The 25,430-nt window shown below is 52.3% G+C and carries 20 protein-coding genes; 9 read left to right on the top strand and 11 right to left on the bottom strand.

Annotation, left to right across the window (positions count from 1 at the left end):
* Positions 1-10 precede the first annotated feature (10 nt).
* The 4 genes from FHD02_RS24365 to glpA form a co-directional block, all read right to left on the bottom strand.
* Positions 11-391, bottom strand: coding sequence for a hypothetical protein (locus FHD02_RS24365; protein ID WP_371415457.1), 381 nt, complete (start codon positions 389-391; stop codon positions 11-13).
* Positions 392-542: 151 nt separating this feature from the next.
* Positions 543-1,733, bottom strand: coding sequence for an anaerobic glycerol-3-phosphate dehydrogenase subunit GlpC (glpC, locus tag FHD02_RS08345; protein ID WP_137360944.1), 1,191 nt, complete (start codon positions 1,731-1,733; stop codon positions 543-545).
* On the bottom strand, positions 1,730-2,989 hold the full coding sequence (glpB, locus tag FHD02_RS08340) for a glycerol-3-phosphate dehydrogenase subunit GlpB (protein WP_137371498.1): 1,260 nt from the start codon (positions 2,987-2,989) through the stop codon (positions 1,730-1,732). Before glpB ends, glpC begins: the two co-directional genes overlap by 4 nt.
* Positions 2,979-4,607 (bottom strand): anaerobic glycerol-3-phosphate dehydrogenase subunit A, encoded by a 1,629-nt coding sequence (gene glpA, locus FHD02_RS08335; protein ID WP_220393797.1) that lies wholly within the window; start codon positions 4,605-4,607, stop codon positions 2,979-2,981. Before glpA ends, glpB begins: the two co-directional genes overlap by 11 nt.
* Positions 4,608-4,877: 270 nt before the next feature.
* On the opposite strand from glpA, the gene glpT reads away from it, so the two are divergent.
* Together glpT and glpQ are read left to right on the top strand one after the other, a co-directional pair.
* A complete protein-coding gene (gene glpT / locus FHD02_RS08330) occupies positions 4,878-6,236 on the top strand; it encodes a glycerol-3-phosphate transporter (RefSeq protein WP_042307146.1) in 1,359 nt (452 codons plus the stop codon).
* Positions 6,237-6,239: 3 nt separating this feature from the next.
* A complete protein-coding gene (glpQ, locus tag FHD02_RS08325) occupies positions 6,240-7,307 on the top strand; it encodes a glycerophosphodiester phosphodiesterase (RefSeq protein ID WP_061382104.1) in 1,068 nt (355 codons plus the stop codon).
* Between the two features lie 60 nt (positions 7,308-7,367).
* On the opposite strand, the gene FHD02_RS08320 is transcribed toward glpQ, so the two are convergent.
* Positions 7,368-8,246, bottom strand: coding sequence for a LysR family transcriptional regulator (locus tag FHD02_RS08320; protein ID WP_220393796.1), 879 nt, complete (start codon positions 8,244-8,246; stop codon positions 7,368-7,370).
* A 161-nt stretch (positions 8,247-8,407) separates the two neighbouring features.
* Between FHD02_RS08320 and FHD02_RS08315 the strand changes: the two genes are divergently transcribed.
* Positions 8,408-9,598, top strand: a complete 1,191-nt coding sequence (locus tag FHD02_RS08315) for an MFS transporter (protein ID WP_042307149.1) — start codon at positions 8,408-8,410, stop codon at positions 9,596-9,598.
* Positions 9,599-9,601: 3 nt separating this feature from the next.
* Here the strand turns inward: FHD02_RS08315 and yfaE are convergent, their stop codons facing one another.
* The 4 genes from yfaE to ubiG all read right to left on the bottom strand — a co-directional run bounded on the left by yfaE (position 9,602) and on the right by ubiG (position 14,532).
* Positions 9,602-9,856, bottom strand: coding sequence for a class I ribonucleotide reductase maintenance protein YfaE (gene yfaE / locus FHD02_RS08310; RefSeq protein WP_137371496.1), 255 nt, complete (start codon positions 9,854-9,856; stop codon positions 9,602-9,604).
* On the bottom strand, positions 9,856-10,986 hold the full coding sequence (nrdB, locus tag FHD02_RS08305) for a class Ia ribonucleoside-diphosphate reductase subunit beta (RefSeq protein WP_003027605.1): 1,131 nt from the start codon (positions 10,984-10,986) through the stop codon (positions 9,856-9,858). The genes yfaE and nrdB overlap by 1 nt, the downstream gene beginning before the upstream one ends.
* Positions 10,987-11,097: 111 nt before the next feature.
* Entirely contained in the window at positions 11,098-13,383 is a 2,286-nt protein-coding gene (nrdA, locus tag FHD02_RS08300) for a class 1a ribonucleoside-diphosphate reductase subunit alpha (RefSeq protein ID WP_137350039.1), read from the bottom strand.
* A 420-nt stretch (positions 13,384-13,803) separates the two neighbouring features.
* The gene (ubiG, locus tag FHD02_RS08295) at positions 13,804-14,532 is read right to left on the bottom strand and encodes a bifunctional 2-polyprenyl-6-hydroxyphenol methylase/3-demethylubiquinol 3-O-methyltransferase UbiG (RefSeq protein WP_038642230.1); all 729 of its coding nucleotides are present in this window, start codon (positions 14,530-14,532) and stop codon (positions 13,804-13,806) included.
* A gap of 158 nt (positions 14,533-14,690) precedes the next feature.
* Between ubiG and gyrA the strand changes: the two genes are divergently transcribed.
* The 5 genes from gyrA (at position 14,691) to FHD02_RS08270 (ending at position 20,636) form a co-directional block, all read left to right on the top strand.
* Complete coding sequence (gene gyrA / locus FHD02_RS08290; RefSeq protein ID WP_087857376.1) at positions 14,691-17,327, top strand: DNA topoisomerase (ATP-hydrolyzing) subunit A; 2,637 nt, start codon at positions 14,691-14,693, stop codon at positions 17,325-17,327.
* Positions 17,328-17,684: 357 nt separating this feature from the next.
* Positions 17,685-18,206 (top strand): PTS glucitol/sorbitol transporter subunit IIC, encoded by a 522-nt coding sequence (locus FHD02_RS08285; RefSeq protein WP_006683705.1) that lies wholly within the window; start codon positions 17,685-17,687, stop codon positions 18,204-18,206.
* Between the two features lie 9 nt (positions 18,207-18,215).
* Positions 18,216-18,614: a PTS glucitol/sorbitol transporter subunit IIA gene (locus FHD02_RS08280; RefSeq protein WP_137360939.1), complete on the top strand. Its 399-nt coding sequence runs from the start codon at positions 18,216-18,218 to the stop codon at positions 18,612-18,614.
* Complete coding sequence (locus FHD02_RS08275) at positions 18,595-19,608, top strand: PTS sorbitol transporter subunit IIB (protein ID WP_220393795.1); 1,014 nt, start codon at positions 18,595-18,597, stop codon at positions 19,606-19,608. The genes FHD02_RS08280 and FHD02_RS08275 overlap by 20 nt, the downstream gene beginning before the upstream one ends.
* Before the next feature lie 11 nt (positions 19,609-19,619).
* Complete coding sequence (locus FHD02_RS08270; protein ID WP_006683708.1) at positions 19,620-20,636, top strand: Gfo/Idh/MocA family protein; 1,017 nt, start codon at positions 19,620-19,622, stop codon at positions 20,634-20,636.
* A gap of 93 nt (positions 20,637-20,729) precedes the next feature.
* Here FHD02_RS08270 and FHD02_RS08265 read toward each other — a convergent pair whose 3' ends face one another.
* Positions 20,730-21,485, bottom strand: a complete 756-nt coding sequence (locus FHD02_RS08265; RefSeq protein WP_137360937.1) for a MurR/RpiR family transcriptional regulator — start codon at positions 21,483-21,485, stop codon at positions 20,730-20,732.
* 365 nt (positions 21,486-21,850) lie between these two features.
* Between FHD02_RS08265 and rcsC the strand changes: the two genes are divergently transcribed.
* Positions 21,851-24,697, top strand: a complete 2,847-nt coding sequence (rcsC, locus tag FHD02_RS08260; RefSeq protein ID WP_079223352.1) for a two-component system sensor histidine kinase RcsC — start codon at positions 21,851-21,853, stop codon at positions 24,695-24,697.
* Positions 24,698-24,767: 70 nt separating this feature from the next.
* Here the strand turns inward: rcsC and rcsB are convergent, their stop codons facing one another.
* Positions 24,768-25,418, bottom strand: coding sequence for a response regulator transcription factor RcsB (gene rcsB, locus FHD02_RS08255; RefSeq protein ID WP_003027592.1), 651 nt, complete (start codon positions 25,416-25,418; stop codon positions 24,768-24,770).
* Between the last annotated feature and the right edge of the window lie 12 nt (positions 25,419-25,430).

The raw sequence follows: 25,430 nt of genomic DNA, 5'->3' as shown, positions 1-25,430 counted from the left end.
TTTTCCAGCATCATGCGAGCGATACGTAAGGCTTCTTCTTGCGTACCTTTTTGCACTCCCTGTTCAATCCTTGTTCTAATCCTTGCTGTATCCCTTCTTGTAGGCCATGGTGGTGGCCTTCTTGTCTTAGCCTCTCTGCGATTGTCATCAACCTCTCCTTGTGATGGGGGGAACGTTCGGCAACCTCATGGATAAATGCGCTGACGTGAGAAACATTGCCGTATCGTAGCAGGTAATTAAATAGCGTTTGCAACTGGCTGTCATTAGCGGTGCTTGTAACTAAAAGCGAGACCAGACGGTCCACCAGCCCCATCAAATCACGCTGCATCATGCGGTGTAGAGGTGGTTGATTTATCCATGGTAGTCCGTCACCTGAAGGAGAAGTTGGCATGACGGTACCTACTTTTAACAAGGGCTGCATGGGAGGATTTGGCTATTTGCGCGGGTGAATCAGAGATAAATACGCCCGATTGCAACGTATTCAGATAGGCGGAACAGAGTACGCAAAAATGCCCGGTAACAAACGCCACCGGGCAACAGAGTTAACCCAATGCTTTGGCAAGCAGGGTGATAGGATGTTCGCAGCGTTTGCTTGTAGACATCTCTATCTGCCATTTACAGGTTTCACAGTCGGTGACAACGATATCGGCACCGCTTTCTTCAATTTGGCGGAATAACGGTGCGCCAATCGATTGTGATGTCGGGTAGTTTTCCTTTTTAAAGCCGTATGTCCCGGCGATTCCGCAACACTGAGAATCTAACACCGTCAGCTCCAGTCCCGGAATTTGGCGCAACAGCTCCAGCGTGTAGAGCGTCCAGCCCATTTTCTCCATATGGCAAGGCGTGTGATAGACCACTTTCAGCGGCAGCGTTTTCAGCGGCAACGTTTTGCCTTCATCCAGCTTGCGCCACAGCCAGCGGGTCGCCAGCTCAATATGTTCGCGCAGGCCCGTGTTGTCGACGTCCAGCACTTCCGGGTACTCATCGCGGAGTGCAAAGGTACAGGTTGATGAGGTGGCGATCACCGGAATGCCTTTCCCGTCAATCGCTTCCCTGAGCGAGGCCACGTTGCTCACCGCCTGCTTGCGTGCTTTATCGGTAAAGCCGTTGGCGATCAGCGGTACGCCGCAGCATTTCTCTTTGCTCAGCAGCTGTACGCCGGTTCCCATGGCGTTCAGGACCTTGATCAGGTCTTTACCGAGTTGCGGATGGTTGTAATTCACAAAACAGCCGTGGAAAAAGGCGACCTGATCCGGATACTGCGCCTGCTGCGCGGCAACGCTGCGATACCAGCGGCGGAACGTGCCAAAGGAGTATTTCGGCAGCGTACGGCGATGGTCGATTTTCAGCGCGTAGTCCAGCAACTGGCGTACCGGTTTCAGCGAGGTGGCGGTATTCACTATCGGCGCGAACGGGGTGGATACACTTCCCATTAAATCCGTATGGCTTAAAACAAAATTACGCAGCGATGGACGCGTAGTGTCATATTTGGCGCGCGCACGCTGGATGATATCGCCAATTTTCACATCTGACGGACACGCCACTTCGCAGCGCTTACAGTTGATGCAGTATTTCAGCGCGTCGTCGTATAATGCGCCATCTTTCAGGCGCAGACGCTCACCGTCCGGTCCGGCTTGTTTTGGGCCAGGGTAGCCCGGATTGACGCGACTTACCGGGCAGGCGGTGGTGCACACCGTGCATTTGATACAACTTTCAAAACGTGTGTCGCTCATTGCTGTCCTCCTGCACGTTTCGCAATGTCATGTGCGGCGTGTAAGGCACTGACTGCGCATACGCCGCCTCCGCAACCCTCGGCAATAGGGTCGAAACCACCGAGAACAGAACCGATGGCATACATATTTTCTACCGTTTTACCCGCCAGTGACGGGCGCAGCGTAGCGTCGGTTGTGACGCCAAACTTTTGCCACGGTTGCGGATCGAAGACGTCGCGTTGATACCACTCGGCGCGGGTGGCGGTTTGCTGTACATCCAGCCCGAGGATCGGTTCGTGGATGGCCTCTCTCGTGGCGATCAGTCCGCTGCTGAAAAAGCTGCCGCTGGCGAGCACGGCGAAGCGCGGACGCAACGGGATATCGGCATGGTTACGGGTCCAGATTTCACTGACTACGCCGTCCTGACAGGTGATTTTCTTCACTTCATCACCCGGCATCCAGACGCCGCCCTGGCGCACAAACTGGCGCTGTAATTTGTTGTGCAGACGCATACCCAGTACTGAAGGCGGTAGAGTCGGTAACAGCGTCAACGAGCAGGGAAGGCGCTCGTTAAGCCAGTGCCAGAGGCGCTCATCCACCAGGCCGAAACAGGCTGGCATAATGATCATGTCGCAGGTTTTTGCCTGTGGCAGTAAAGCATCATAGAGCAGCGACCATTTATCTTCGTTGTCCAGCAGGCGCGCAATATTGACGGCGCGAAACTCGGTCGGGTTATCACGCAGGACATCCAGCTCGGGCAGATCGATTTCTGCTGTCTCGACGCTAAGATTACGTTGGCGCAGCGAGGCCGCGGCGAGATGCGCCTGAAAATCCAGTAAACCGCTGATACCGACAACGCAGATACGCTGTGCGGACAGTGGCCACACCGGAACTTCTGGGGAACTTAACCAGGTTGAGCGCAGGGTGCCCAACGGGGTTACGCGTTGATGTGACTGGCGTACCTTGCCCTGCAAATGCGTTCCGCATTCATCCAGCAGATCCTGCGCCTGCTGGGCCAGCTCCAGGACGTTCTGTGTTCCGATGGTGCTATACGGATGCGTGGGCGCCTGAGTACGCAGCGCATTCAGACCTGCTTCTATCTCTACCACCGGTTGACCATCGGGTAAGTTGCTGAGCAAATCCAGTGAGCCGGAGGAAAAATGCAAGGCGCTTTGGCCGCGCGTGACAATCGTACAGCGCAACCCGCTTTTTTGCAGCTGCAGGCCGCACAGCAGTCCGGCCAGGCCGCCGCCGATAATGACGGTATCAAATTTCATCCTGGTGCTCCTTTTCCAGACCGCACAATCCCTGATAGACCCAGCGCGTGAATTCGCTTTCGCGCAGCGCATCTCCCCAGGCGATAGGCTGCACGCCTTTCCAGCGCTCATTGAGGAAATCGGAAAGCTGGGTGATAGATTGCGCAGCAGTGGTGACATTAAAACGTTGCAGTAAACCTGCGGCGCGGCAGGCGCACAATTCGCCCTGGCAGGTCCCCATACCAACGCGGGTACGGCGACGTAAATCGAGCAGGCTGTTGACGGTTAAATTCTCGACGGCGTATTGCACTTCGCCCGCGGTGACCGCTTCACATTCACAGACCAGGCTACGGTGCTGACGACCTTTGCTAAGCCACGCCGGGGTGCGATCGCCGTGACGGTAGACCGCCGAACCGCGCAACGGCGCAGGCAATGAAATTACGCGTTTCAGCGTGTGCTCGGTGGATTCCTGCGAGCCTGGCAGCGCGGTGTCTGCCGTGGTGCAAGGTTGAGAATTGCCCAGCTTGCGGCAAACGGCATCGGTGGCCCATTCCGCCATCAGACGGTAGGTCATCAGCTTACCGCCGGTAATGGTGATAAACCCATCCAGTCCGTCACGTTCAGCGTGATCGAACAGCACAATACCGCGGCTGACGTTACGACCGCTTGGATCGTCGTCGCTGGCGACCAGCGGTCGCACACCTGAGTAGGCGCGTAAAATGCGTGTTTTCGCCATAATCGGCGCCAGTTTCTCGCCTTCGCGCAGCAGAATATCGACCTCTTCTGCGGTGACGCGGTTGCTGTCAATATCGTCGTAATCAATGTGCTGCGAGGTGGTACCAATGAGCGAAATGGTATCACCAGGCACCAGAATATCGGCGTCAGAAGGTTTACGGCAGCGATTAATGACATGCTGGTTTATACGATGATCCATAATCAGCAGCGAACCTTTGGCCGGGAACATCCGGATACTCAGATCGGCATATTCTGCAATGCGCTGGCCCCAGATCCCGGCGGCATTCACCACCACCGGCGCATGCAGGGACTGCATCTCACCCGTCAGATGATTGCGAACGTTAACGCCGCAAACCGTTGCCCCTTCGCGAATCAGCCCCGTCACTTCATGGGCCGTTAAGATAACCGCGCCATGCTCACGCGCATCCAGCATGTTGGCGGCGGTTAAGCGGAAGGGATCGACCGTACCGTCCGGCACTTTAACTGCGCCAATCAACTGTGGGTTGACGGAAGGTTCGATAATGCGCGCCTGCTTAGGGTCAATCGCTTCTGCGCGAATACCGGCCTCTTCACAGGCGCGAATAAAGGTAGCCTGGAAGGAGAGCTCATCCTCCGGCAGGGTAATAAACAGACCGTCCGTCGGCTCAACGCAATGACGGGCGATACGTTTCAGAATTTGGTTTTCGCTGATGCACTCACGGGCAGATTCAGCGTCGGTGACGGCGTAGCGCGCACCGCTATGCAGCAGGCCGTGGTTACGTCCGGTCGCGCCCGTGGCGATATCGTGGCGTTCCACTAAGATGACGCGCAACCCGCGCAGCGCACAGTCGCGTGCGATCCCTGCACCTGTTGCTCCTCCACCAATGATAATCACGTCACTTGTTTGCGAGTCGCGAGTTTTCATTGTTTTTCCTCACAGTTCGTTTTTTATCATTTAGCCACATAAAAAACATGGATTGTTTGATTTCGCGCATAATCGCTCATTATTCGAAAATGAAACGTGATTCCGTGCGCCTTTATGAACATTTGTCATAAATCTGTAACAATATGTGCTGCGTTTCACATTTTTGTTAGGTATCTTTCCTTAACATCGCGGCCACACTGGAAGCGGTAGGGTAGTAATGACGAACTGCAGTGTTTACTTCGAATGAAAGACGGCCACGGAGGCTACACTATGTTGAGTATTTTTAAACCAGCGCCACATAAGGCGCGTTTGCCTGCTACGGAGATCGATCCGACATATCGTCGATTGCGTTGGCAGATTTTCCTGGGGATTTTCTTTGGTTATGCCGCGTACTATCTGGTACGTAAGAACTTCGCCCTGGCGATGCCATATCTGGTTGAGCAGGGTTTCTCTCGCGGCGATCTGGGTTTTGCCTTATCCGGTATCTCCATCGCTTACGGATTTTCGAAATTCATCATGGGGTCCGTTTCGGATCGCTCGAATCCGCGCGTTTTCCTGCCAGCGGGTTTGATTCTGGCTGCCGCAGTGATGTTGTTTATGGGCTTTGTGCCGTGGGCGACATCGAGCATTGCGATTATGTTTGTGCTGCTGTTCCTCTGCGGATGGTTCCAGGGGATGGGGTGGCCGCCGTGTGGCCGTACCATGGTGCACTGGTGGTCGCAGAAAGAACGTGGCGGTATTGTTTCCGTCTGGAACTGTGCGCACAACGTGGGCGGCGGTCTGCCTCCTCTGCTGTTCCTGCTCGGTATGGCCTGGTTCAATGACTGGAAAGCGGCGCTGTATATGCCTGCTTTCGGTGCGATTGTGGTTGCGCTGTTCGCCTTTGCGATGATGCGTGATACGCCGCAGTCCTGCGGTCTGCCGCCTATCGAAGAGTATAAAAACGACTACCCGGACGATTACAACGAGAAAGCGGAAGAAGAGCTGACTGCGAAGCAGATCTTCATGCAGTATGTACTGCCAAACAAACTGTTGTGGTACATCGCTATCGCCAACGTGTTTGTTTATCTGCTGCGCTACGGCATCCTGGACTGGTCTCCGACCTACCTGAAAGAAGTGAAGCATTTCGCACTCGATAAATCATCCTGGGCCTACTTCCTGTATGAATACGCGGGTATTCCGGGCACGCTGCTGTGTGGTTGGATGTCGGATAAAGTCTTCCGCGGCAACCGTGGTGCGACCGGCGTGTTCTTTATGACGCTGGTGACTATCGCGACCATCGTTTACTGGATGAACCCGGCAGGGAACCCGAACGTTGATATGGCTTGTATGATTATCATCGGCTTCCTGATCTACGGCCCGGTTATGTTGATCGGCCTGCACGCGCTGGAACTGGCGCCGAAAAAAGCGGCGGGCACGGCGGCAGGCTTTACCGGACTGTTCGGTTATCTCGGCGGTTCTGTGGCGGCGAGCGCCATTGTCGGCTACACCGTTGACTTCTTCGGCTGGGACGGTGGCTTTATGGTGATGATTGGCGGTAGCGTGCTGGCGGTGATTCTGCTGGTGGTCGTCATGATTGGCGAAAAACGCCATCACGAAGAAATGCTGCAGAAACGTAACGGGGGCTAATTTATGAAAACCACATTGAAAAGTCTCAGCGTGGCGCTGATGCTGGCTGGTATGGTTGTTAGCAGCGCGGCGGTCGCCGCCGATAAAATCGTGATTGCGCACCGTGGGGCAAGCGGTTATTTACCTGAGCATACGCTGCCCGCGAAAGCGATGGCCTATGCTCAGGGCGCGGATTATCTGGAGCAGGATTTGGTGATGACCAAGGATGACCATCTGGTCGTCCTGCATGACCACTATCTGGACCGCGTCACCGATGTCGCTGAGCGTTTTCCGGATCGTGCGCGTAAAGATGGACGTTATTACGCTATCGACTTTACGCTGGATGAGATCAAATCGCTGAAATTTACCGAAGGCTTTGATATCGAAAATGGCAAAAAGGTACAGACCTACCCTGGGCGCTTCCCAATGGGTAAATCTGATTTCCGCGTGCACACCTTCGAAGAAGAGATTGAGTTCGTTCAGGGACTGAATCACTCAACCGGTAAAAACATCGGCATTTACCCGGAAATGAAGGCGCCGTGGTTCCATCACCAGGAAGGGAAGGACATCGCTGCGAAAACGCTGGAAGTGCTGAAAAAGTACGGGTATACCAGCAAAAACGACAAGGTTTATCTGCAGTGTTTTGATGTCGCGGAGTTAAAGCGCATTAAAAATGAACTGGAACCAAAGATGGGGATGGATCTCAATCTGGTGCAGTTAATTGCGTACACTGACTGGAATGAAACCCAGGAGAAAAAGCCGGACGGTAGTTGGGTTAATTACAACTACGATTGGATGTTCAAACCGGGTGCCATGAAACAGGTGGCGCAGTATGCGGACGGCATTGGGCCGGACTACCACATGCTGGTTGATGAGAAGTCGAAAAAAGGCAATATCTCGTTAACTGGTATGGTTCAGGACGCGCATCAGAACAAGATGGTGGTGCATCCTTATACGGTTCGTGCCGATCAGCTACCGGATTACACTACTGACGTAAACCAGCTGTATGACATTCTGTATAACAAGGCGGGCGTTGACGGGTTGTTCACCGACTTCCCCGACAAAGCAGTGAAATTCCTGAATAAAGAGTAATGGCACAAGGCCTGTGATGCACCTCCGGTCACAGGCCTTATTGGATAACGTTATAAACTGTTAGATAAGGCCGTCTGCTGTCAACGTTTCCATACAAGCCTGCAGGAGAAATAAAGGGCTGCCGTCCACCGGCGGCTCTTTTGCCAGTAACGATATCTGTCGATAGAACGTCGGCTCCAGCGCCACCGAGCGTATCTCCCCGCCAACGGCTTTCAGCGTTAACTCCGGTAATAACGCAATACCCAGCCCCTGACGAATAAAACTCATCGCGGTATCCGGATGGTTAAATTCGTATTTAATAACCGGCTCGATACCTTTCTCTTTAAATAGCGTCATGATGCTTAATTCATAGCGACCTTTACTGATAATCAGCGGTTCTCCCACCAGTTGTTCAACCGTAACCGCGGTATGGGCTGCCAGAGGATGGCTTTCGGGAACCACGACGGTAAATTTGTCGCGATAGACCGGTACGCAGTACATGCCGCTCACCGGAAAATGCACAAATCCGGCATCAATATCCCCGCTGCGCAGGGAATCCACGATCGCCGTGCTGTTCTCTTCGAAGGGAATGATTTTGATGTGCGGATGGTGCTGCTCGAAGTGGTGGATAATGCCCGGTAAAATGCAGGCGCAGGCGCTGGGAAAGCAGCCGATGCGCAGGGTTCGGGCTGGTTTTTTTCGCTCCTGCTCGGCAATCTCTTTCACCGCGTTGGTTTCTGAAACGATCATGCGCAGGTGCGGTACGATCCGTCTTCCAACGGGGGTGAGCTGAATGTCTTTGCGGCGCTCGCGGATAAGACATTCGACTCCCAGCTCTTCTTCAAGCGCCGAAATTGCCTGGCTTACAGCGGATTGGGTCATATACAGCCGCTTACTGGCTTCGGTAAAACCGCCGCATTCAAGCACCGCAAGCAGGGCGTGGATTTGGGTTAATGTCATTAGTTCCCTCTAATTAACAATATTAAAACGATTAATTTCTCTAATATGATGAACCTGTTTACACTTGCGGTCTACCGTATAAATCACATTTTGACGCACCTCTCCGTTGCTCAGTTGAGTTGAGCGTTGCCTGCGTGCGCCGTCTGGACAGGTTGTCGAATATGAAAGAAAAACTGTGGACGAAAGATTTTTGGGCAATCACGATCATTAGCTTCATTATATTCTTTGTGTTTTATGTCCTGCTTACGTTATTACCGATCTATATTTCGGATCGCCTGCACGCCACGCCGGATAAAGCCGGCTTATTGGTCACCTTCTTTTTAGGTGCCGCAATTGTTGTACGTCCATTCGCCGGGCAATGGGTGGGGAAATATTCGAATAAAACGATTCTGGTGCTCTCTTCTCTGGCCTTTTTGGTTGTCACTGCGCTGTATCCTGTTTGCCACTCAATTGAATCGCTGCTGTTTATTCGGGTGCTTCATGGGGTGACGTTTGGCGTCATTACCACGGTAAAAGGAACGATTTCCGCGCGGCTGATACCGGCCTCCCGACGTGGGGAGGGCATCAGTTTTTTCTCGTTGGCCATGGGACTGGCAATGGTTGTGGGGCCCTGGGTGGGGCTGAATATGGCACGCTGGGGCGCTTTTACCACCGCTTTCTGGCTGTGTAGCGCGGTTGCCGCGCTGGGTATTATCCTGTCATTGATCGTCGCCGTACCGCCGGTCATCCGTCATGCCGACGGCTCAAAACCGAAGCTGGGATTTGCGGCAATGTTTGACCGTGCCGCGCTGCCTTTCGCGATGGTGACGTTTTTCATGACCTTCTCCTATGCGGGCGTTTCTGCTTTCCTCGCGCTGTATGCGCGCGAGTTGGATCTGATGGCCGCCGCCAGTAATTTCCTGTTGTGCTACGCTATTTGCCTGATGATCTGTCGAACCTTTACCGGCAACATTTGTGATAAAAAAGGGCCGAAATACGTGGTATATCCGTGTTTGCTGGCCTTTACAGTGGGACTGGTGGCGCTTGGCTACACCAACGGCAGCATCATGATGATTATTGCCGGGGGATTAATCGGCATTGGTTACGGTTCGGTCACGCCGGTATTCCAGACACAAATTATTAGCTCGGTGGAACCGCATAAAATTGGCATCGCCAATTCGCTATTCTTTAATGCGATGGATGCGGGAATGGCGATTGGCGCGTTCATTATGGGGATGATGGTCGAGGGCGTGGGCTATCGGGCGATTTATCTGGTAGGGGCGCTGCTGGTGGTTTTAGCCGGGGCGCTGTATATCGCGCAGATGAAACGCCGCGGAGCGATGCCGCTGGTTAGCGCACATGAAGTGCACTAACCGTTACAGCTCAAGTTCAATATCGCCTTTTGCCCGGCAACAGCAGGGCAATATTTCACCCGGCTGAATAAAGGCCAGAGGTTCTGCAATCCAGTCCACCTGTCCCGCTACCAGGCGGGTACGGCAGGAACCGCAGTAACCCTCACGACACTGGTATTCGACTTCAACATTGTACGATTCGAGTGCGACCAGCAGGGAAGGGTGTTCATCCTGGCACAGCAGCTGTGTGCCAGAGATGCGTAGAGTAACGCGGCTCATCAGAGTTGGAAGTTACTCAGATCGTCGGTATCAACTTCGGAATCGATCTGGCCGACCAGATAGGAGCTGACTTCCACTTCCTGCGGCGCAACCTGTACGTTATCGGACACCAGCCAGGTGTTGATCCACGGGATCGGGTTAGAGCGCGTCTGGAACGGCAGATCCAGCCCAACAGCCTGCATACGAATGTTGGTGATGTACTCAACGTACTGGCACAGAATATCTTTGTTCAGGCCGATCATCGAACCGTCACGGAACAGATAGTCCGCCCATTCTTTCTCTTGCAGCGCGGCCTGCACGAATAGGTCGTAGCACTCTTGCTTACACTCTTCTGCGATTTCCGCCATCTCTGGGTCGTCTACACCGCTGCGCAGCAGGTTCAGCATGTGCTGCGTACCGGTCAGGTGCAGGGCTTCGTCGCGGGCGATCAGACGAATAATTTTCGCATTGCCTTCCATCAGTTCACGTTCGGCGAAGGCGAAGGAGCAGGCGAAGCTGACGTAGAAGCGAATGGCTTCCAACGCGTTCACGCTCATCAGACACAGGTACAGCTTTTTCTTCAGCTCACGCAGGTTCACGACAACCGTTTTGCCATTAACGGTATGGGTGCCTTCCCCTAGCAGATGCCAATAGCTGGTCATCTCGATCAATTCGTCATAGTAGCTGGAAATGCCTTCCGCGCGCTTCTGGATCTGCTCGTTGGTAACGATATCATCAAACACCACCGCCGGATCGTTCACGATGTTACGGATAATATGGGTGTAAGAGCGCGAGTGGATAGTTTCAGAAAACGCCCACGTTTCGACCCAGGTTTCCAGTTCAGGAATCGAGATTAACGGCAGCAGCGCGACGTTCGGGCTACGACCCTGAATGGAGTCCAGTAACGTCTGATACTTCAGGTTGCTGATGAAGATATGCTTTTCATGCTCCGGCAGCGCCTGGAAGTCGATGCGATCGCGGGAAACATCGACCTCTTCCGGACGCCAGAAGAAAGAGAGCTGCTTTTCGATCAGTTTTTCGAAGATGTCATATTTTTGCTGATCGTAGCGGGCGACGTTCACCGGCTGGCCGAAGAACATCGGTTCCAGAAGCTGATCATTTTTCGTCTGTGAAAAAGTGGTGTATGCCATTGATGTGAATCCTTTGTGGGATGAGCGCCGGATGCGGTATAAACACCTTATCCGGCCTACAAACCGTGCAATCGTAGGCCGGGTAAGCGTAGCGCTACCCGGCAACATTCATCAGATCTTACATGCGCCGCTTTCGCAGCCATCGTCCTGAATGGACGGTACCAGATCGTCCTGAGTATCTTCCGCACCATCGCGGGTGTTCTGATAATACAGCGTTTTGACGCCAAATTTGTAGGCGGTGAGCAGGTCTTTCAGCAACTGCTGCATCGGCACTTTTCCTGATGGGAAACGCGTCGGATCATAGTTGGTGTTGGCAGAAATCGACTGATCAATAAACTTCTGCATGATACCTACCAGTTGCAGATAGCCGTCGTTGTTCGGCATTTCCCACAGCAGTTCGTAGGCGTCGTGCAGGTGTTCGTAGTCCGGCACGACCTGACGCAGAATCCCATCTTTAGACGCTTTGATGCTCACGTAGCCGCGCGGTGGTTCAATACCGTTAGTCGCGTTAGAGATCTGCGAAGAGGTTTCCGACGGCATCAGCGCAGACAGCGTGGAGTTACGCAGGCCGTGAGTTTTGATGGACTCGCGCAACGCTTCCCAGTCCAGGTGCAGTGGCTCGTCAGAGATAGCATCAAGGTCTTTCTTATAGGTATCGATCGGCAAGATACCCTGGGAGTAAGTTGTTTCGTTAAACCACGGGCACGCGCCTTGCTCTTTTGCCAGCTCGTTAGAAGCTTTCAGCAGGTAATACTGAATGGCTTCGAAGGTTTTGTGGGTCAGGTTATTGGCGCTACCGTCAGAATAACGCTTACCGTTTTTCGCCAGCCAGTAGGCGTAGTTGATGACGCCAATACCCAGCGTACGACGGCCCATCGCGCCGCGTTTGGCGGCCGGGATTGGATAATCCTGATAATCCAGCAACGCATCCAGCGCGCGCACCGCCAGTACGGCCAGTTCTTCCAGCTCGTCCAGGCTCTTAATCGCGCCGAGGTTGAACGCGGACAGCGTACACAGCGCAATTTCGCCGTTTTCGTCGTTAACGTCGGTCAGCGGTTTGGTCGGCAGGGCGATTTCCAGACACAGGTTGGACTGGCGCACCGGAGCGACTACCGGATCGAACGGGCTGTGGGTGTTGCAGTGGTCCACGTTCTGGATATAGATACGGCCTGTAGAGGCACGTTCCTGCATCATCAGGGAGAACAGTTCGACCGCTTTCACGCGCTGTTTACGGATGCTGTCGTCGTTTTCATATTGGGTGTACAGACGTTCGAACTCGTCCTGATCGGCGAAGAACGCGTCGTACAGCCCCGGCACGTCGGACGGGCTGAACAGGGTAATGTCGCCGCCTTTCAGCAGACGGGTGTACATCAGCTTGTTGATTTGTACGCCGTAGTCCATATGACGCACGCGGTTGCCTTCAACGCCACGGTTGTTTTTCAACACCAGCAGGCTTTCGACTTCCAGATGCCACATTGGGTAGAACAGCGTTGCCGCACCGCCGCGCACGCCGCCTTGCGAGCAGGATTTCACCGCGGTCTGGAAGTGCTTGTAGAACGGAATACAACCAGTGTGGAACGCTTCACCGCCGCGAATCGGGCTGCCCAGCGCACGGATGCGGCCGGCGTTGATACCGATACCGGCGCGCTGAGAAACGTATTTCACGATAGCGCTGGAGGTGGCGTTGATGGAATCCAGGCTGTCGCCGCACTCGATCAGTACGCAGGAGCTGAACTGACGGGTTGGGGTTCGCACGCCGGACATAATTGGCGTTGGCAGAGAAATTTTGAACGTTGAAACGGCATCATAGAAACGTTTTACATATTGCAGACGCGTTTCACGTGGATAGTTAGAGAACAGGCAGGCCGCTACCAGAATGTAGAGGAACTGCGCGCTTTCATAAATCTCACCGGTGACACGGTTTTGCACCAGATATTTACCTTCTAACTGCTTCACCGCAGCGTAGGAGAAGGTCATATCACGGTCGTGTACGATGAACGAGTCCATCTGCTTGAACTCTTCTTCCGTGTAGTCTTCCAGCAGATGATTGTCGTATTTGCCCATTTCAACCATTTTCACGACATGGTCGTAAAGTGCAGGCGGTTCAAACTCGCCGTAGGCTTTTTTGCGCAGGTGGAAAATAGCCAGGCGGGCAGCCAGGTACTGATAATCCGGCGCCTCGCGGGAGATCAGGTCGGCGGCTGCTTTGATGATCGTCTCATGGATATCGGAAGTTTTGATACCGTCATAAAACTGAATATGAGAGCGCAGCTCGACCTGAGAAATCGATACGTTATTCAGTCCTTCTGCCGCCCAATCCAGAACTCGGTGGATTTTGTCGAGATTGATGCGCTCTGTACTACCATCACGCTTTGTCACCAGCAGACTCTGATTCATGTGGTTTTTTACCTGTCCGTGAAAGAAAAAATATCCCCCATATTATCCACAGAGTCATGTTGTGACTAAGTCTGTGGATAAATACTATATGTAGGGGTTGTTTGATAAAATAGACGCTATATGGTGAGTATTCTAGTAGGGATTCTTTTCAGCACAAGAGTTGATTTTGACGTTAAATTGAGGTTGCAAAAGGGTAAGAATCGCTAAGTGCGCGTCTTATAAGGCCTGGCGGGGATGTCAATAATTGAGAAAAAAAATAGAAAATTTGATCGAGTGCTGATTTCTTCATCTAAGGCGAAGAAAGTTCTTTTGATCTGGCACAGGATTTGTAGGCCCGATAAGCGAAGCGCCATCAGGCCCTGTTCCTGTCAGCATACCGGGTGGCGGCGTTAGACGCCTTATCCGGCCTACAGAAAGTGGTTAATCAACGCTGGCGGTGGTATGGACCATATAGTTCACATCAACGCCCGGACCGAGTTTGAAGCTGTTGGTGATCGGGTTGTAATGCAAGCCGGTCATATGACGCTCTTTCAGCACGGTCTGATCTACCCACTGTAATAACTCTGCAGGCTTAATAAATTTTTTCACATCATGCGTGCCTTTCGGCACCATGCGCAAAATATATTCCGCTCCGACCACGGCCATCAGCCAGGATTTGCCGTTGCGGTTAAGCGTGGAGAAAAACACTTCGCCGCCCGGTTTAACCAGCCTGGCGCAGGCGCTGACCACCGACTGCGGGTCCGGCACGTGCTCCAGCATTTCCATGCAGGTCACCACGTCATACTGGTGCGCATGTTTTTCCGCGTGCTCTTCGACGGTTTCCTGGACGTACTCGACCTGGATACCGCTCTCCAGCGCATGCAGTTTTGCTACCTGTAACGGTTCAAAGCCCATATCCAGGCCCGTGACGGTTGCGCCTTCGCGCGCCATACTTTCTGCCAGAATGCCGCCGCCGCAGCCTACGTCGAGTACCTTTTTACCAAACAGGCCGCCTGAGCGCTCCGTGATGTAACCCAGACGCAGCGGGTTAATGCGGTGCAGTGGCTTAAATTCACCCTCAAGGTCCCACCAGCGTGACGCGACTGCTTCAAACTTGGCAATTTCTTCATGGTCAACGTTGTGGCTTACCGGGGGTTTTTCGGCATTCATTGGGGCTTCTACTCCTAAATTTGCGATGCAAATGAGTATATCAGCCTGACGGGATGAATAAAGCCTCTGTCAGGGGGAATCCATTTACCTGAATCTGTGCGAATGTGTTATAATTTGCGACCTTTGAATCCGGGATACAGTAGAGGGATAGCGGTTAGATGAGCGACCTTGCGAGAGAAATTACACCGGTCAACATTGAGGAAGAGCTGAAGAGCTCATATCTGGATTATGCGATGTCGGTCATTGTTGGCCGTGCGCTGCCAGACGTCCGAGATGGCCTGAAACCGGTTCACCGTCGCGTACTTTACGCCATGAACGTATTGGGCAACGACTGGAATAAAGCCTATAAAAAATCTGCCCGTGTCGTTGGTGACGTAATCGGTAAATACCACCCTCATGGTGATACCGCCGTTTACGACACCATTGTTCGTATGGCGCAGCCATTCTCCTTGCGTTACATGCTGGTAGATGGTCAGGGTAACTTTGGTTCTGTCGATGGCGACTCCGCAGCGGCGATGCGTTATACGGAAATCCGTATGTCGAAAATCGCCCATGAGCTGATGGCTGACCTGGAAAAAGAAACGGTTGATTTCGTCGATAACTACGACGGCACCGAACAAATTCCTGACGTCATGCCGACCAAAATTCCTAACCTGCTGGTGAACGGTTCGTCCGGTATCGCGGTAGGTATGGCAACCAACATTCCGCCGCACAACCTGACGGAAGTGATCAATGGCTGTCTGGCATACATTGACGATGAAGACATCAGCATTGAAGGGCTGATGGAACATATTCCGGGTCCGGACTTCCCGACCGCCGCGATCATTAACGGTCGTCGTGGTATCGAAGAAGCCTACCGTACTGGTCGTGGCAAAGTGTACATTCGCGCCCGCGCGGAAGTCGAAGCTGACGCCAAAACCGGCCGTGAAACCATCATCGTCCATGAAATTCCGTATCAGGTGAACAAAGCGCGCCTGATCGAGAAAATCGCCGAGCTGGTAAAAGACAAACGCGTTGAAGGCATCAGCGCGCTGCGTGACGAGTCTGATAAAGACGGTATGCGCATCGTGATTGAAGTGAAACGCGATGCGGTCGGGGAAGTGGTTCTGAACAACCTTTACTCCCAGACCCAACTGCAGGTTTCTTTCGGTATCAACATGGTTGCGCTGCACCATGGTCAGCCGAAGATCATGAACCTGAAAGATATTATTGCCGCGTTTGTACGTCACCGTCGTGAAGTCGTAACGCGCCGTACTATCTTTGAACTGCGTAAAGCCCGCGACCGCGCGCATATCCTTGAAGCGTTGGCGATTGCGCTGGCGAACATTGACCCCATCATCGAACTGATCCGCCGCGCGCCGACCCCGGCAGAAGCGAAAGCTGCGTTGGTGGCGCGTTCGTGGGAACTGGGCAACGTGTCCGCCATGCTGGAACGTGCCGGTGATGACGCCGCGCGTCCTGAATGGCTGGAGCCGGAATTTGGCGTGCGTGACGGTCAGTACTACCTGACTGAACAGCAGGCCCAGGCGATTCTGGATCTGCGTTTGCAGAAACTGACTGGCCTTGAGCATGAAAAACTGCTCGACGAATACAAAGAGCTGCTGGAGCAGATCGCTGAACTGCTGCACATTCTGGGCAGCGCAGATCGTCTGATGGAAGTTATCCGTGAAGAGATGGAGCTGATTCGCGAGCAGTTCGGCGACGAACGTCGTACCGAAATCACCGCGAACAGTGCTGACATCAACATCGAAGATCTGATTAGCCAGGAAGATGTTGTCGTAACCTTGTCTCATCAGGGCTACGTGAAATATCAGCCGTTAACCGATTACGAAGCACAGCGTCGTGGCGGTAAAGGCAAATCAGCAGCACGTATTAAAGAAGAAGACTTTATTGACCGCCTGCTGGTGGCTAACACCCATGACACGATCCTCTGCTTCTCCAGCCGTGGTCGTTTGTACTGGATGAAGGTTTATCAGTTGCCGGAAGCCAGCCGTGGCGCGCGTGGACGTCCAATCGTCAACCTGCTGCCGTTGGAAGCGAACGAACGTATCACCGCTATTCTGCCGGTACGCGAGTACGAAGAAGGTGTGAACGTCTTCATGGCGACCGCCAGCGGTACGGTGAAGAAAACCGCGCTGACTGAGTTCAGCCGTCCGCGCTCCGCCGGTATCATTGCGGTTAACCTGAACGAAGGCGACGAGCTGATTGGCGTTGACCTGACGTCCGGTAGTGACGAAGTTATGCTGTTCTCTGCCGCGGGTAAAGTGGTGCGCTTTAAAGAAGATGCCGTTCGTGCGATGGGGCGTACCGCGACCGGCGTACGCGGTATCAAACTGGCAGGCGAAGACAAAGTCGTTTCTCTGATTATTCCGCGCGGCGAAGGCGCTATCCTGACCGTGACGCAAAACGGCTACGGTAAGCGTACCGCGGCGGAAGAGTATCCGACCAAGTCTCGTGCGACTCAGGGCGTTATCTCCATCAAAGTGACCGAGCGCAACGGCTCTGTTGTTGGCGCGGTGCAGGTTGAAGATACCGACCAGATCATGATGATCACCGATGCAGGTACGCTGGTGCGTACTCGCGTGTCGGAAATCAGCGTAGTAGGGCGTAATACCCAGGGCGTGATCCTCATTCGTACTGCGGAAGATGAAAACGTCGTGGGTCTGCAACGCGTTGCTGAGCCGGTTGATGATGAAGAACTCGACTCCATCGACGGAAGTGCCGCTGAGGGCGACGAGGATATCGCGCCTGAAGCAGAAACCGATGATGATGCAGCGGATGACGCTGACGAGTAATTCAGTATTTTAATACTGCACAAAAGGGAGGCTTTGCCTCCCTTTTTTACGTTCTGAATATTCTCTTTCCCATCAGCTAATTATCCTTTATCCGCTTGTTGCAGGCCTTATGTATAAAAATACAAAAATAAATGAATAATTATCGTTTCGTGAGGGTGCTCACTGTTTGTTCACCCTTTTACCGCTAACGTTATTCTGTCCACTAAAAGAATTTTAAGATCCGTTGTGAACAGGAGACCGACAAATTATTTAAGAAAAAACACCTGAAGTGTGAAAGAGAAATGCGTTGGCTGCCTCAGTCTGTCAGTTCACCTCTGACGGATGAATATACTTTTACCTCGGCGTTGGGAGTTAACTATGATAGTTGAAATTGCGGAAGGTTTTATCCATCTTTTTCAGAGTGCTGGCAAGATATTCTCCGGGATGATCGTCAGCACTATTCCGATGTTAATAACGCTAATTCTGACGGTTAATTTCATAATGAAGTTAATAGGTCAGCAGCGGATGGAAAAAGTCGCCACCCTGATGGGTAAATCAAAAATATTAACCTACGGAATATTGCCCAGTTTTGCCTGGTTCTTCCTGAGCAGTCCCGGCGCGTTGACCATGGGCAAATTCCTGCCAGAACGGTGTAAGCCCGCTTATCAGGATGCGCTGGGCAGTACCGTTCACCCGCTGACCTCGCTGTTTCCCCACATTGTGCCATCTGAACTCTTTATCTGGCTGGGCGTGGCTGCGGGGATTACCCGACTCGACCTTCCTGTTGCCGATCTGGCATTGCGTTATATCGCGGCAGGTATTTTGCTTGGATTTATCCGCGGTTTTCTTACCGAATATATCTTCACCAGGCTGGAGAAGCGTGAACTTAACCAGGAATAAGGAAAAACAATGAAAGTACTATTTTCGGCTGACGTCGTAAAAGCTGGAAAAAAAGTAGAAGAGGGGTTGCTTAGTGGCATGCTGATAACGTTTAACGATCGCGCCCCGGAAGATTATCTCGATTATGTGCTGGTAATTAAGAATATTGTTTGTAATAGCGCGCCATTACAAAAAACAGCGAACTACGTTTTACAGATTAATAACCAGATATGGAGTATCACCTGCTGGGGAGATGCGGCGTGGCAAAACTTATCTGAGCTGGGGCATATGACAGTGGTATTTGACGGGGCAGAAAAGCCAATCGCCTATGGTGCATTACACGTAAAAAGCGATTGCCCGCCTGCCGTTAATGAATTAACGGGCCCATTGACAATAATGAGGAAAACCGATGAAAACCGTGCTGATTAAAAAAGGTCATTCAGGGATTGGCGATGATATGTATTTATCTCGCGATACCAGCAAAGTCATCTTGTCGCTCACCGGGAAAAGCATTGACCCGATTGCCAAAAAATTGGGTGAAATGCTGGAGATGCCGGTTGTTAACGGCTTTGATGCAATGCCGGATGATAAGAAAATCCTTTGCGTGGTGATCAACTGCGGCGGTTCATTGCGCTGCGGCATCTACCCACAAAAAAGAATCAAGACCATCAATATTCTCCCCACCGGCGCGATGGGGCCGCTGGCGAAGTATATCACCGAGGATATCTACATTTCTGATGTCAGCAGTGAATCGCTATCGCTGATTGAAACGCTTAATCAGCCGGTCACTGCCCGAGAGGTGGATGTTGTTGAACCTCTGCCCGCAGGTGATGCTTCGGTGGCCGTCAGTCGCCAGGGGAATACCAAACCGCGCGGTTCGGCGACCAACACCGCGCTGGAGTTGATGACCCGATTTGCGACGGGGATCGGGAACTTTGTCAGCCTGCTCTATACCTCCGCGCGCGAGTCGGTTGAGCTGTGCATTAAAAACGTTATTCCGTTTATGGCTTTTATCTCCGTGCTGATTGCTCTGGTGCAGGAAACGGCAATTGGTCAGTGGGCCGGGAATGCGCTGTCACCGCTTGCCGGATCGTTAACCGGTCTGTTTGTCATCGCGATTATCTGCGGCTTACCGTTTATCTCGCCGATTCTGGCTCCGGGGGCGGCTATAGCACAGGTGGTGGGCGTGCTGGTGGGGACGCTCATCGGCAGCGGCGTAGTTTCACCCCTGATGGCGCTGCCGGCGCTGTTTGCGATAAATGTCCAGGTAGGCGCCGACTTTATTCCCGTTGGGCTTTCTATGCAGGAGGCGAAAGAGAAAACCATTCGCCTTGGTGTGCCGGCTTTCCTGCTGTCACGAATGATTACCGCCCCTCTGGCGGTGGCTATCGGCTATCTGTTCTCTTTTGGTTTGTTTAACTGAGGAATCGTGTCATGAACAAAATCAATGCCGCGGTGGTTGGCGCGGGAATTTACGGCAAACACCATATCAATGCTTATCACTATAATCCGTGGGTAAATCTGGTCGGGTTTTGCGAAATCAACCCGGAAATCCGGGCCAGCGTGGCGCAGGAGTTTCACATTCCCGGCTTTGCATCGCTGGCAGAATTGTTCGCCGCCACGCAGGTCGATTTGGTGTCGATCGCCACCCCGGATCCGTTCCACTTTGATGCTACGATTGAGTCCATCACCGCCGGCAAACATGTGCTGATTGAAAAACCGATGGCGACAACCTCGGCGGAATGTCGGGAGATTATCCGCTGCGCCGCAGAGCATGGGGTGAAAATCGGCGTTGATTACCACAAGCGCTGGGACGGGATGGCACAACATATTCATCATGAGCTGTTGAAGCCGGAAACCGGCCAGGTACTGCGTGGCTATATGAGCATGGATGACATCATCGACGTGCCAAAAAACTGGTTATCGTGGGCGAACGAGAGCTCTCCGGTCCATTTTCTCGGCACTCACTGTTTTGATTTAATTCGCTATTATATGAACGGCGCCAACGCGGTGAGCGTCTATGCGATAGGACAGAAGAAGAAACTGGTGGCTGAAGGCATCGATTCCTGGGATACCATTCAGTCTTTTGTTACGTTTGAAAATGGTGCGCAATGGACGGTGGAAGTAGGGTGGTGTTTACCGCCAACGTTTCCCAAAGCCAATGATGGTCGTAGTTTTGTGATCACTGAAAATAACTATTATCGTGCGGATGCGCAGTTGCGCGGTTATGAAATGTTTACCCCACAGCGTAGCGCGACGCCAAATTATAACTTCATTAATTACGTTAATAATAAGGCCAGCGGATACGGAATTCAGCCAATACATGATTTTGTGGAACACATATTATTTGATACGCCGTATCTGGCAACAGCCGAAGATGGGTTACAGGCGACGTTAATCTGTGAGGCGGTGCATCATTCGTTATCAACAGGGAATATTGTGCAGTTGTAATTAATCTGGTTTTCACGTCTCATAAACATTCTTTTGGGCTTTAATTTCTCTGATTAAAGCAGGGTATCTTATTCCCCCTGACCCTGCCAACGATCATCGTTTATGGGACGTCTTTTCATTATTCATATTCAGATAGCAATATTGCAGGGCATGAAAAAAAAGCGTATGCAGTGACATTTTCAACGCGGCGAAACTCAGAGGGCTGACGCTGGATTGCGGGGTGTACAGCGTCACATCGGCCAGTGATGTACCGCTCTGATGGCAGGCGATGGCCAGCGAGGCGGCTTCATGCTCACGAATCAATGTAATCAACTGGTTATCCGGCTCATCCTTAGGGCCCGGCAGCAGGATGACGGAATCACAATCTGTCAGGCTATTGGCTAACAGCGAATTGGCGTTTTGATACTCAACGGGAATACACACCTTACCAATATCACTATAGTCCTGAATAATATTACTGAGCAGAGAGCCGAGTTCCCGTGAGTGACAAAAATAAAGATTACGACTGGAGCTGATAATTTCAAAGAAAGTATTAATCGCCGCCGGGTTATTATTGTTAATAAATTCACTGAGAATAATATTGTTCCTGGCCGCCTGCGCCGGAAGTAGGGCGGCGGGCTCACTGCGCAGACACTTAATTAAATCATATTTAAAGGAAGTAAAACCGGTATAACCGAGAGCCTGGGCAAAACGAACAATAGACGGTTGGCTGGTATGGGTCTTTTTTGATATTGCCGTCGAGGTCAGTTTTTCTGCACCTGATAATGTAGCCAGAATGTAACGGCTAATAGTTTTTTCCGTGTGTGAGCCCGTTTTTACCAGTAACTGAAGCTGTTCGATAATGTTCATTGAGGTCCCTCGGTTTTGTTTATTATGACATATACACTTTTTCCTTCAAGTTACCTCTGTGGCGCTCGTGGACCCGTGTACGCGCAGGGGAGCAGCCGATGTTCTGCGTGTTGTTAAGCAGGGCAAGGCGCGAAGCGTTTTTTCTCATTTTCAGATAAGACTGCTGAACGGCTGGCGATTTCTACGATATAAACAAGAGAACTCATCGGCGCAGCAATCGTTCGGTGGTGTAAACGTCGCGGGGTTAAGACAGCGGAGCCAGGGCCGTGTATCATTTCCGTGTAAAGAGAGGGCATTGCGACGCCGGACATTTACCGCTACCTTAACCACACTCTATTAATGCCCTGAGGCGGAGCTTCGCCCCTTTGAAATACCTTGCTTCCGTTCATTCAACCCTAAAAGTCTCACGCTACCTGTTCAGAGCGTTGGCGCTCCTGATCTGGTGTCTGATCGCTTTTGCCTCCGTGTTCTACATTGTGAACGCGCTGCACCAGAGAGAGTCTGAGATCCATCAGGAGCTTAACCTCAGCTCCGATCAGGCCCAGCGTTATATCCAGCGCACATCGGATGTTATTAAAGAGCTGAAATATATTGCCGAGAATCGCTTAACGGCGGAAAACGGCGTGATGTCGCTGCGGGCGCGGGATGACAAAACCGTCGTACCTAACTTTGAGCCGCTGTTTGCCGACTCCGACTGTTCGGTGATGGGCAACGCCTGGAGAGGTTCTCTGGAGTCGCTGGCGTGGTTTATGCGCTACTGGCGCGACAATTTTTCTGCTGCCTATGATTTGAATCGCGTATTCCTGATCGGCAGCGATAATCTCTGTATGGCGAATTTTGGTCTGCGTGAGATGCCCGTCGAACGTGACCAGGCCCTGAAAGCGCTGCATGAGCGTATTATTAAGTATCGCAATGCGCCGCAGGATGAAAATGGTAATAACCTGTTCTGGATTAGCCAGGGGCCGCGTCCTGGAGTGGGCTATTTCTATGCGCTGACGCCGGTTTATCTTGCCAACCGTCTGCAGGCGCTGCTGGGCGTGGAACAACCTATTCGCATGGAGAACTTCTTCACGCCGGGCAGTTTGCCGATGGGGGTGACCATTCTCGATGAAAATGGCCATGCGCTGATTTCGCTCACCGGTCCTGAGGGGAATATTAAGGCTGAACCACGCTGGATGCAGGAGCGTTCCTGGTTTGGCTATACGCCGGGTTTTCGCGATCTGGTGCTGAAGAAAAATCTGCCGCCGTCATCGCTGAGCATTGTGTACTCTGTTCCGGTGGATCTGGTGCTGGAGCGGATCCGCATGATGATCCTGAACGCTATCCTGCTGAATGTGCTGGTCGGCGCGGCATTATTTATGCTCACGCGTATGTATGAGCGGCGTATTTTTATTCCTGCGGAAAGCGATGCACAGCGCCTGGAGGAACACGAGCAATTTAACCGTAAAATCGTGGCTTCCGCGCCGGTGGGGATTTGTATTTTGCGCACGCTGGATGGTATTAACATCCTGAGTAATGAACTGGCGCATACCTATCTGAACATGCTGACGCATGAAGACCGGCAACGGTTAACGCAAATCATCTGCGGCCAGCAGGTCAATTTTGTCGATGTGCTGACCAGTAACAATACCAATCTGCAAATCAGCTTTGTGCATTCGCGCTATCGCAATGAAAACGTGGCAATTTGCGTCCTGGTTGACGTCAGCGCGCGCGTTAAAATGGAAGAGTCGTTGCAGGAGATGGCCCAGGCGGCGGAACAGGCGAGTCAGTCCAAATCGATGTTCCTTGCGACAGTGAGCCATGAGCTGCGCACGCCGCTGTATGGCATTATCGGTAACCTCGATTTGTTGCAAACCAAAGAGTTACCCAACGGGGTGGATCGCCTGGTGACGGCGATGAATAACTCTTCCAGCCTGCTGTTGAAAATTATCAGCGATATTCTCGATTTCTCGAAAATTGAATCTGAACAGTTGAAGATTGAACCGCGCGAGTTCTCACCGCGTGAAGTGATGAGCCATATTACGGCAAACTATCTGCCGCTGGTGGTGCGTAAGCAGTTGGGATTGTACTGTTTTATCGACCCGGATGTGCCCGTCGCGTTGAATGGCGACCCTATGCGTTTACAGCAGGTGATCTCCAATCTGCTGAGTAACGCGATCAAGTTTACCGATACCGGCTGCATTGTGCTGCATGTGCAGTGTGACGGTGATTACCTCAGTATCCGTGTGCGTGATACCGGGGTGGGGATCCCCGCCAAAGAAGTGGTCCGTTTGTTCGATCCTTTCTTTCAGGTGGGCACTGGCGTACAGCGTAATTTCCAGGGAACCGGGCTCGGTTTGGCTATCTGTGAAAAACTGATCAGCATGATGGATGGCGATATTTCCGTTGATTCAGAACCGGGAATGGGCAGCCAGTTTACGCTCCGTATTCCTCTTTATGGCGCCCAGTATCCGCAGAAAAAAGGCGTAGAAGGACTGGCAGGTACCCGTTGCTGGCTGGCGGTGCGTAACGCATCGCTGTATCGCTTTGTCGAATCCAGTCTGACGCGTAACGGGGTGACGGTGCTGCGTTATGAGGGGCAGCACCCGGACGCTGATGACTTGTTGGTTGCCGACGATGTGCTGGAACAGGCGTGGCAAGGACGTGCCGCGGTGATTTTCTGCCGTCGACATATTGGGATTCCGTTAGAAAGGGGGCCAGGGGAGTGGGTGCACAGCGTGGCGTCACCGCACGAACTGCCCGCGCTGCTGGCGCATATTTACAGCGTTGATCTGGGGAGTGAAGAACTCTCCACGGCGCTCCCCGCCCCGGATAAAGTCGGCGCGACCAATGATGACATGATGATACTGGTGGTCGACGATCATCCTATCAACCGGCGTTTACTGGCCGATCAGCTGGGATCGTTGGGATATCAGTGTAAAACGGCGAATGACGGTGTCGATGCGCTCAATGTACTGAGTAAAAACCATATCGACATCGTGCTGAGCGACGTCAACATGCCAAATATGGATGGTTATCGACTGACTCAGCGCATCCGCCAGTTAGGTTTAACGTTGCCGGTTGTGGGCGTGACGGCAAACGCGCTGGCTGAAGAGAAGCAGCGTTGTCTGGAATCCGGTATGGATAGCTGTCTTTCCAAGCCAGTGACATTGGATGTATTGAAGCAAACGCTGACGGTCTATGCGGAAAGAGTGAGGAATGCGCGGGGATAAGAGATCTCTTATCAGACCTACGAAACAAGTTGTTCGTAGGTCTGAGAAACGCAGTGCCATCGGCAGTTACTTACTCTTTATCTGAAGGACTCAGCGTCACGGAAGAGAGGTAATTTAACAGCGCGATATCGTTTTCCACACCGAGTTTCATCATCGCCGATTTTTTCTGGCTGCTGATGGTTTTAATACTGCGGTTGAGCTTTTTGGCAATTTCCGTAACCAGAAAACCTTCGGCAAACAGACGCAGAACTTCACTCTCTTTCGGTGACAGACGTTTGTCGCCATAGCCACTGGCGCTGATTTTCTCCAGCAGACGAGAAACGCTTTCCGGAGTAAATTTCTTCCCTTTTTGCAGCGCGGCCAGCGCTTTCGGCAGGTCTGTTGGCGCGCCTTGCTTCAGGACAATCCCTTCAATATCGAGATCCAGTACCGCGCTCAGGATGGCCGGGTTATTGTTCATGGTCAGAACAATAATCGACAGGCTCGGGAAATGGCGCTTGATGTATTTAATTAACGTGATCCCATCACCGTATTTATCTCCCGGCATGGAGAGGTCGGTAATCAACACATGAGCATCTAACTTAGGCAAATTGTTGATCAGTGCTGTGGAGTCTTCAAATTCGCCGACAACATTTACCCACTCGATCTGTTCAAGTGATTTACGAATACCGAACAGTACAATCGGGTGGTCATCGGCAATAATTACGTTCATAGTGTTCATGTATTGGGCTAC

Source organism: Citrobacter sp. EC_71 (assembly GCF_019584005.1).
In the GTDB taxonomy this organism is placed as follows: domain Bacteria; phylum Pseudomonadota; class Gammaproteobacteria; order Enterobacterales; family Enterobacteriaceae; genus Citrobacter; species Citrobacter werkmanii.
The sequence above is the reverse complement of the archived record's forward strand: the minus strand, read 5'-3'. Positions and strand labels throughout refer to the sequence as shown.

Bases quoted from the DNA above. Each gene is read 5' to 3' on its own strand.
- FHD02_RS24365 (WP_371415457.1), bottom strand. From the start codon at position 391: ATGCCAACTTCTCCTTCAGGTGACGGACTACCATGGATAAATCAACCA.
- glpC (WP_137360944.1), bottom strand. From the start codon at position 1,733: ATGAGCGACACACGTTTTGAAAGTTGTATCAAATGCACGGTGTGCACC.
- glpB (WP_137371498.1), bottom strand. From the start codon at position 2,989: ATGAAATTTGATACCGTCATTATCGGCGGCGGCCTGGCCGGACTGCTG.
- glpA (WP_220393797.1), bottom strand. From the start codon at position 4,607: ATGAAAACTCGCGACTCGCAAACAAGTGACGTGATTATCATTGGTGGA.
- glpT (WP_042307146.1), top strand. From the start codon at position 4,878: ATGTTGAGTATTTTTAAACCAGCGCCACATAAGGCGCGTTTGCCTGCT.
- glpQ (WP_061382104.1), top strand. From the start codon at position 6,240: ATGAAAACCACATTGAAAAGTCTCAGCGTGGCGCTGATGCTGGCTGGT.
- FHD02_RS08320 (WP_220393796.1), bottom strand. From the start codon at position 8,246: ATGACATTAACCCAAATCCACGCCCTGCTTGCGGTGCTTGAATGCGGC.
- FHD02_RS08315 (WP_042307149.1), top strand. From the start codon at position 8,408: ATGAAAGAAAAACTGTGGACGAAAGATTTTTGGGCAATCACGATCATT.
- yfaE (WP_137371496.1), bottom strand. From the start codon at position 9,856: ATGAGCCGCGTTACTCTACGCATCTCTGGCACACAGCTGCTGTGCCAG.
- nrdB (WP_003027605.1), bottom strand. From the start codon at position 10,986: ATGGCATACACCACTTTTTCACAGACGAAAAATGATCAGCTTCTGGAA.
- nrdA (WP_137350039.1), bottom strand. From the start codon at position 13,383: ATGAATCAGAGTCTGCTGGTGACAAAGCGTGATGGTAGTACAGAGCGC.
- ubiG (WP_038642230.1), bottom strand. From the start codon at position 14,532: ATGAATGCCGAAAAACCCCCGGTAAGCCACAACGTTGACCATGAAGAA.
- gyrA (WP_087857376.1), top strand. From the start codon at position 14,691: ATGAGCGACCTTGCGAGAGAAATTACACCGGTCAACATTGAGGAAGAG.
- FHD02_RS08285 (WP_006683705.1), top strand. From the start codon at position 17,685: ATGATAGTTGAAATTGCGGAAGGTTTTATCCATCTTTTTCAGAGTGCT.
- FHD02_RS08280 (WP_137360939.1), top strand. From the start codon at position 18,216: ATGAAAGTACTATTTTCGGCTGACGTCGTAAAAGCTGGAAAAAAAGTA.
- FHD02_RS08275 (WP_220393795.1), top strand. From the start codon at position 18,595: ATGAAAACCGTGCTGATTAAAAAAGGTCATTCAGGGATTGGCGATGAT.
- FHD02_RS08270 (WP_006683708.1), top strand. From the start codon at position 19,620: ATGAACAAAATCAATGCCGCGGTGGTTGGCGCGGGAATTTACGGCAAA.
- FHD02_RS08265 (WP_137360937.1), bottom strand. From the start codon at position 21,485: ATGAACATTATCGAACAGCTTCAGTTACTGGTAAAAACGGGCTCACAC.
- rcsB (WP_003027592.1), bottom strand. From the start codon at position 25,418: ATGAACACTATGAACGTAATTATTGCCGATGACCACCCGATTGTACTG.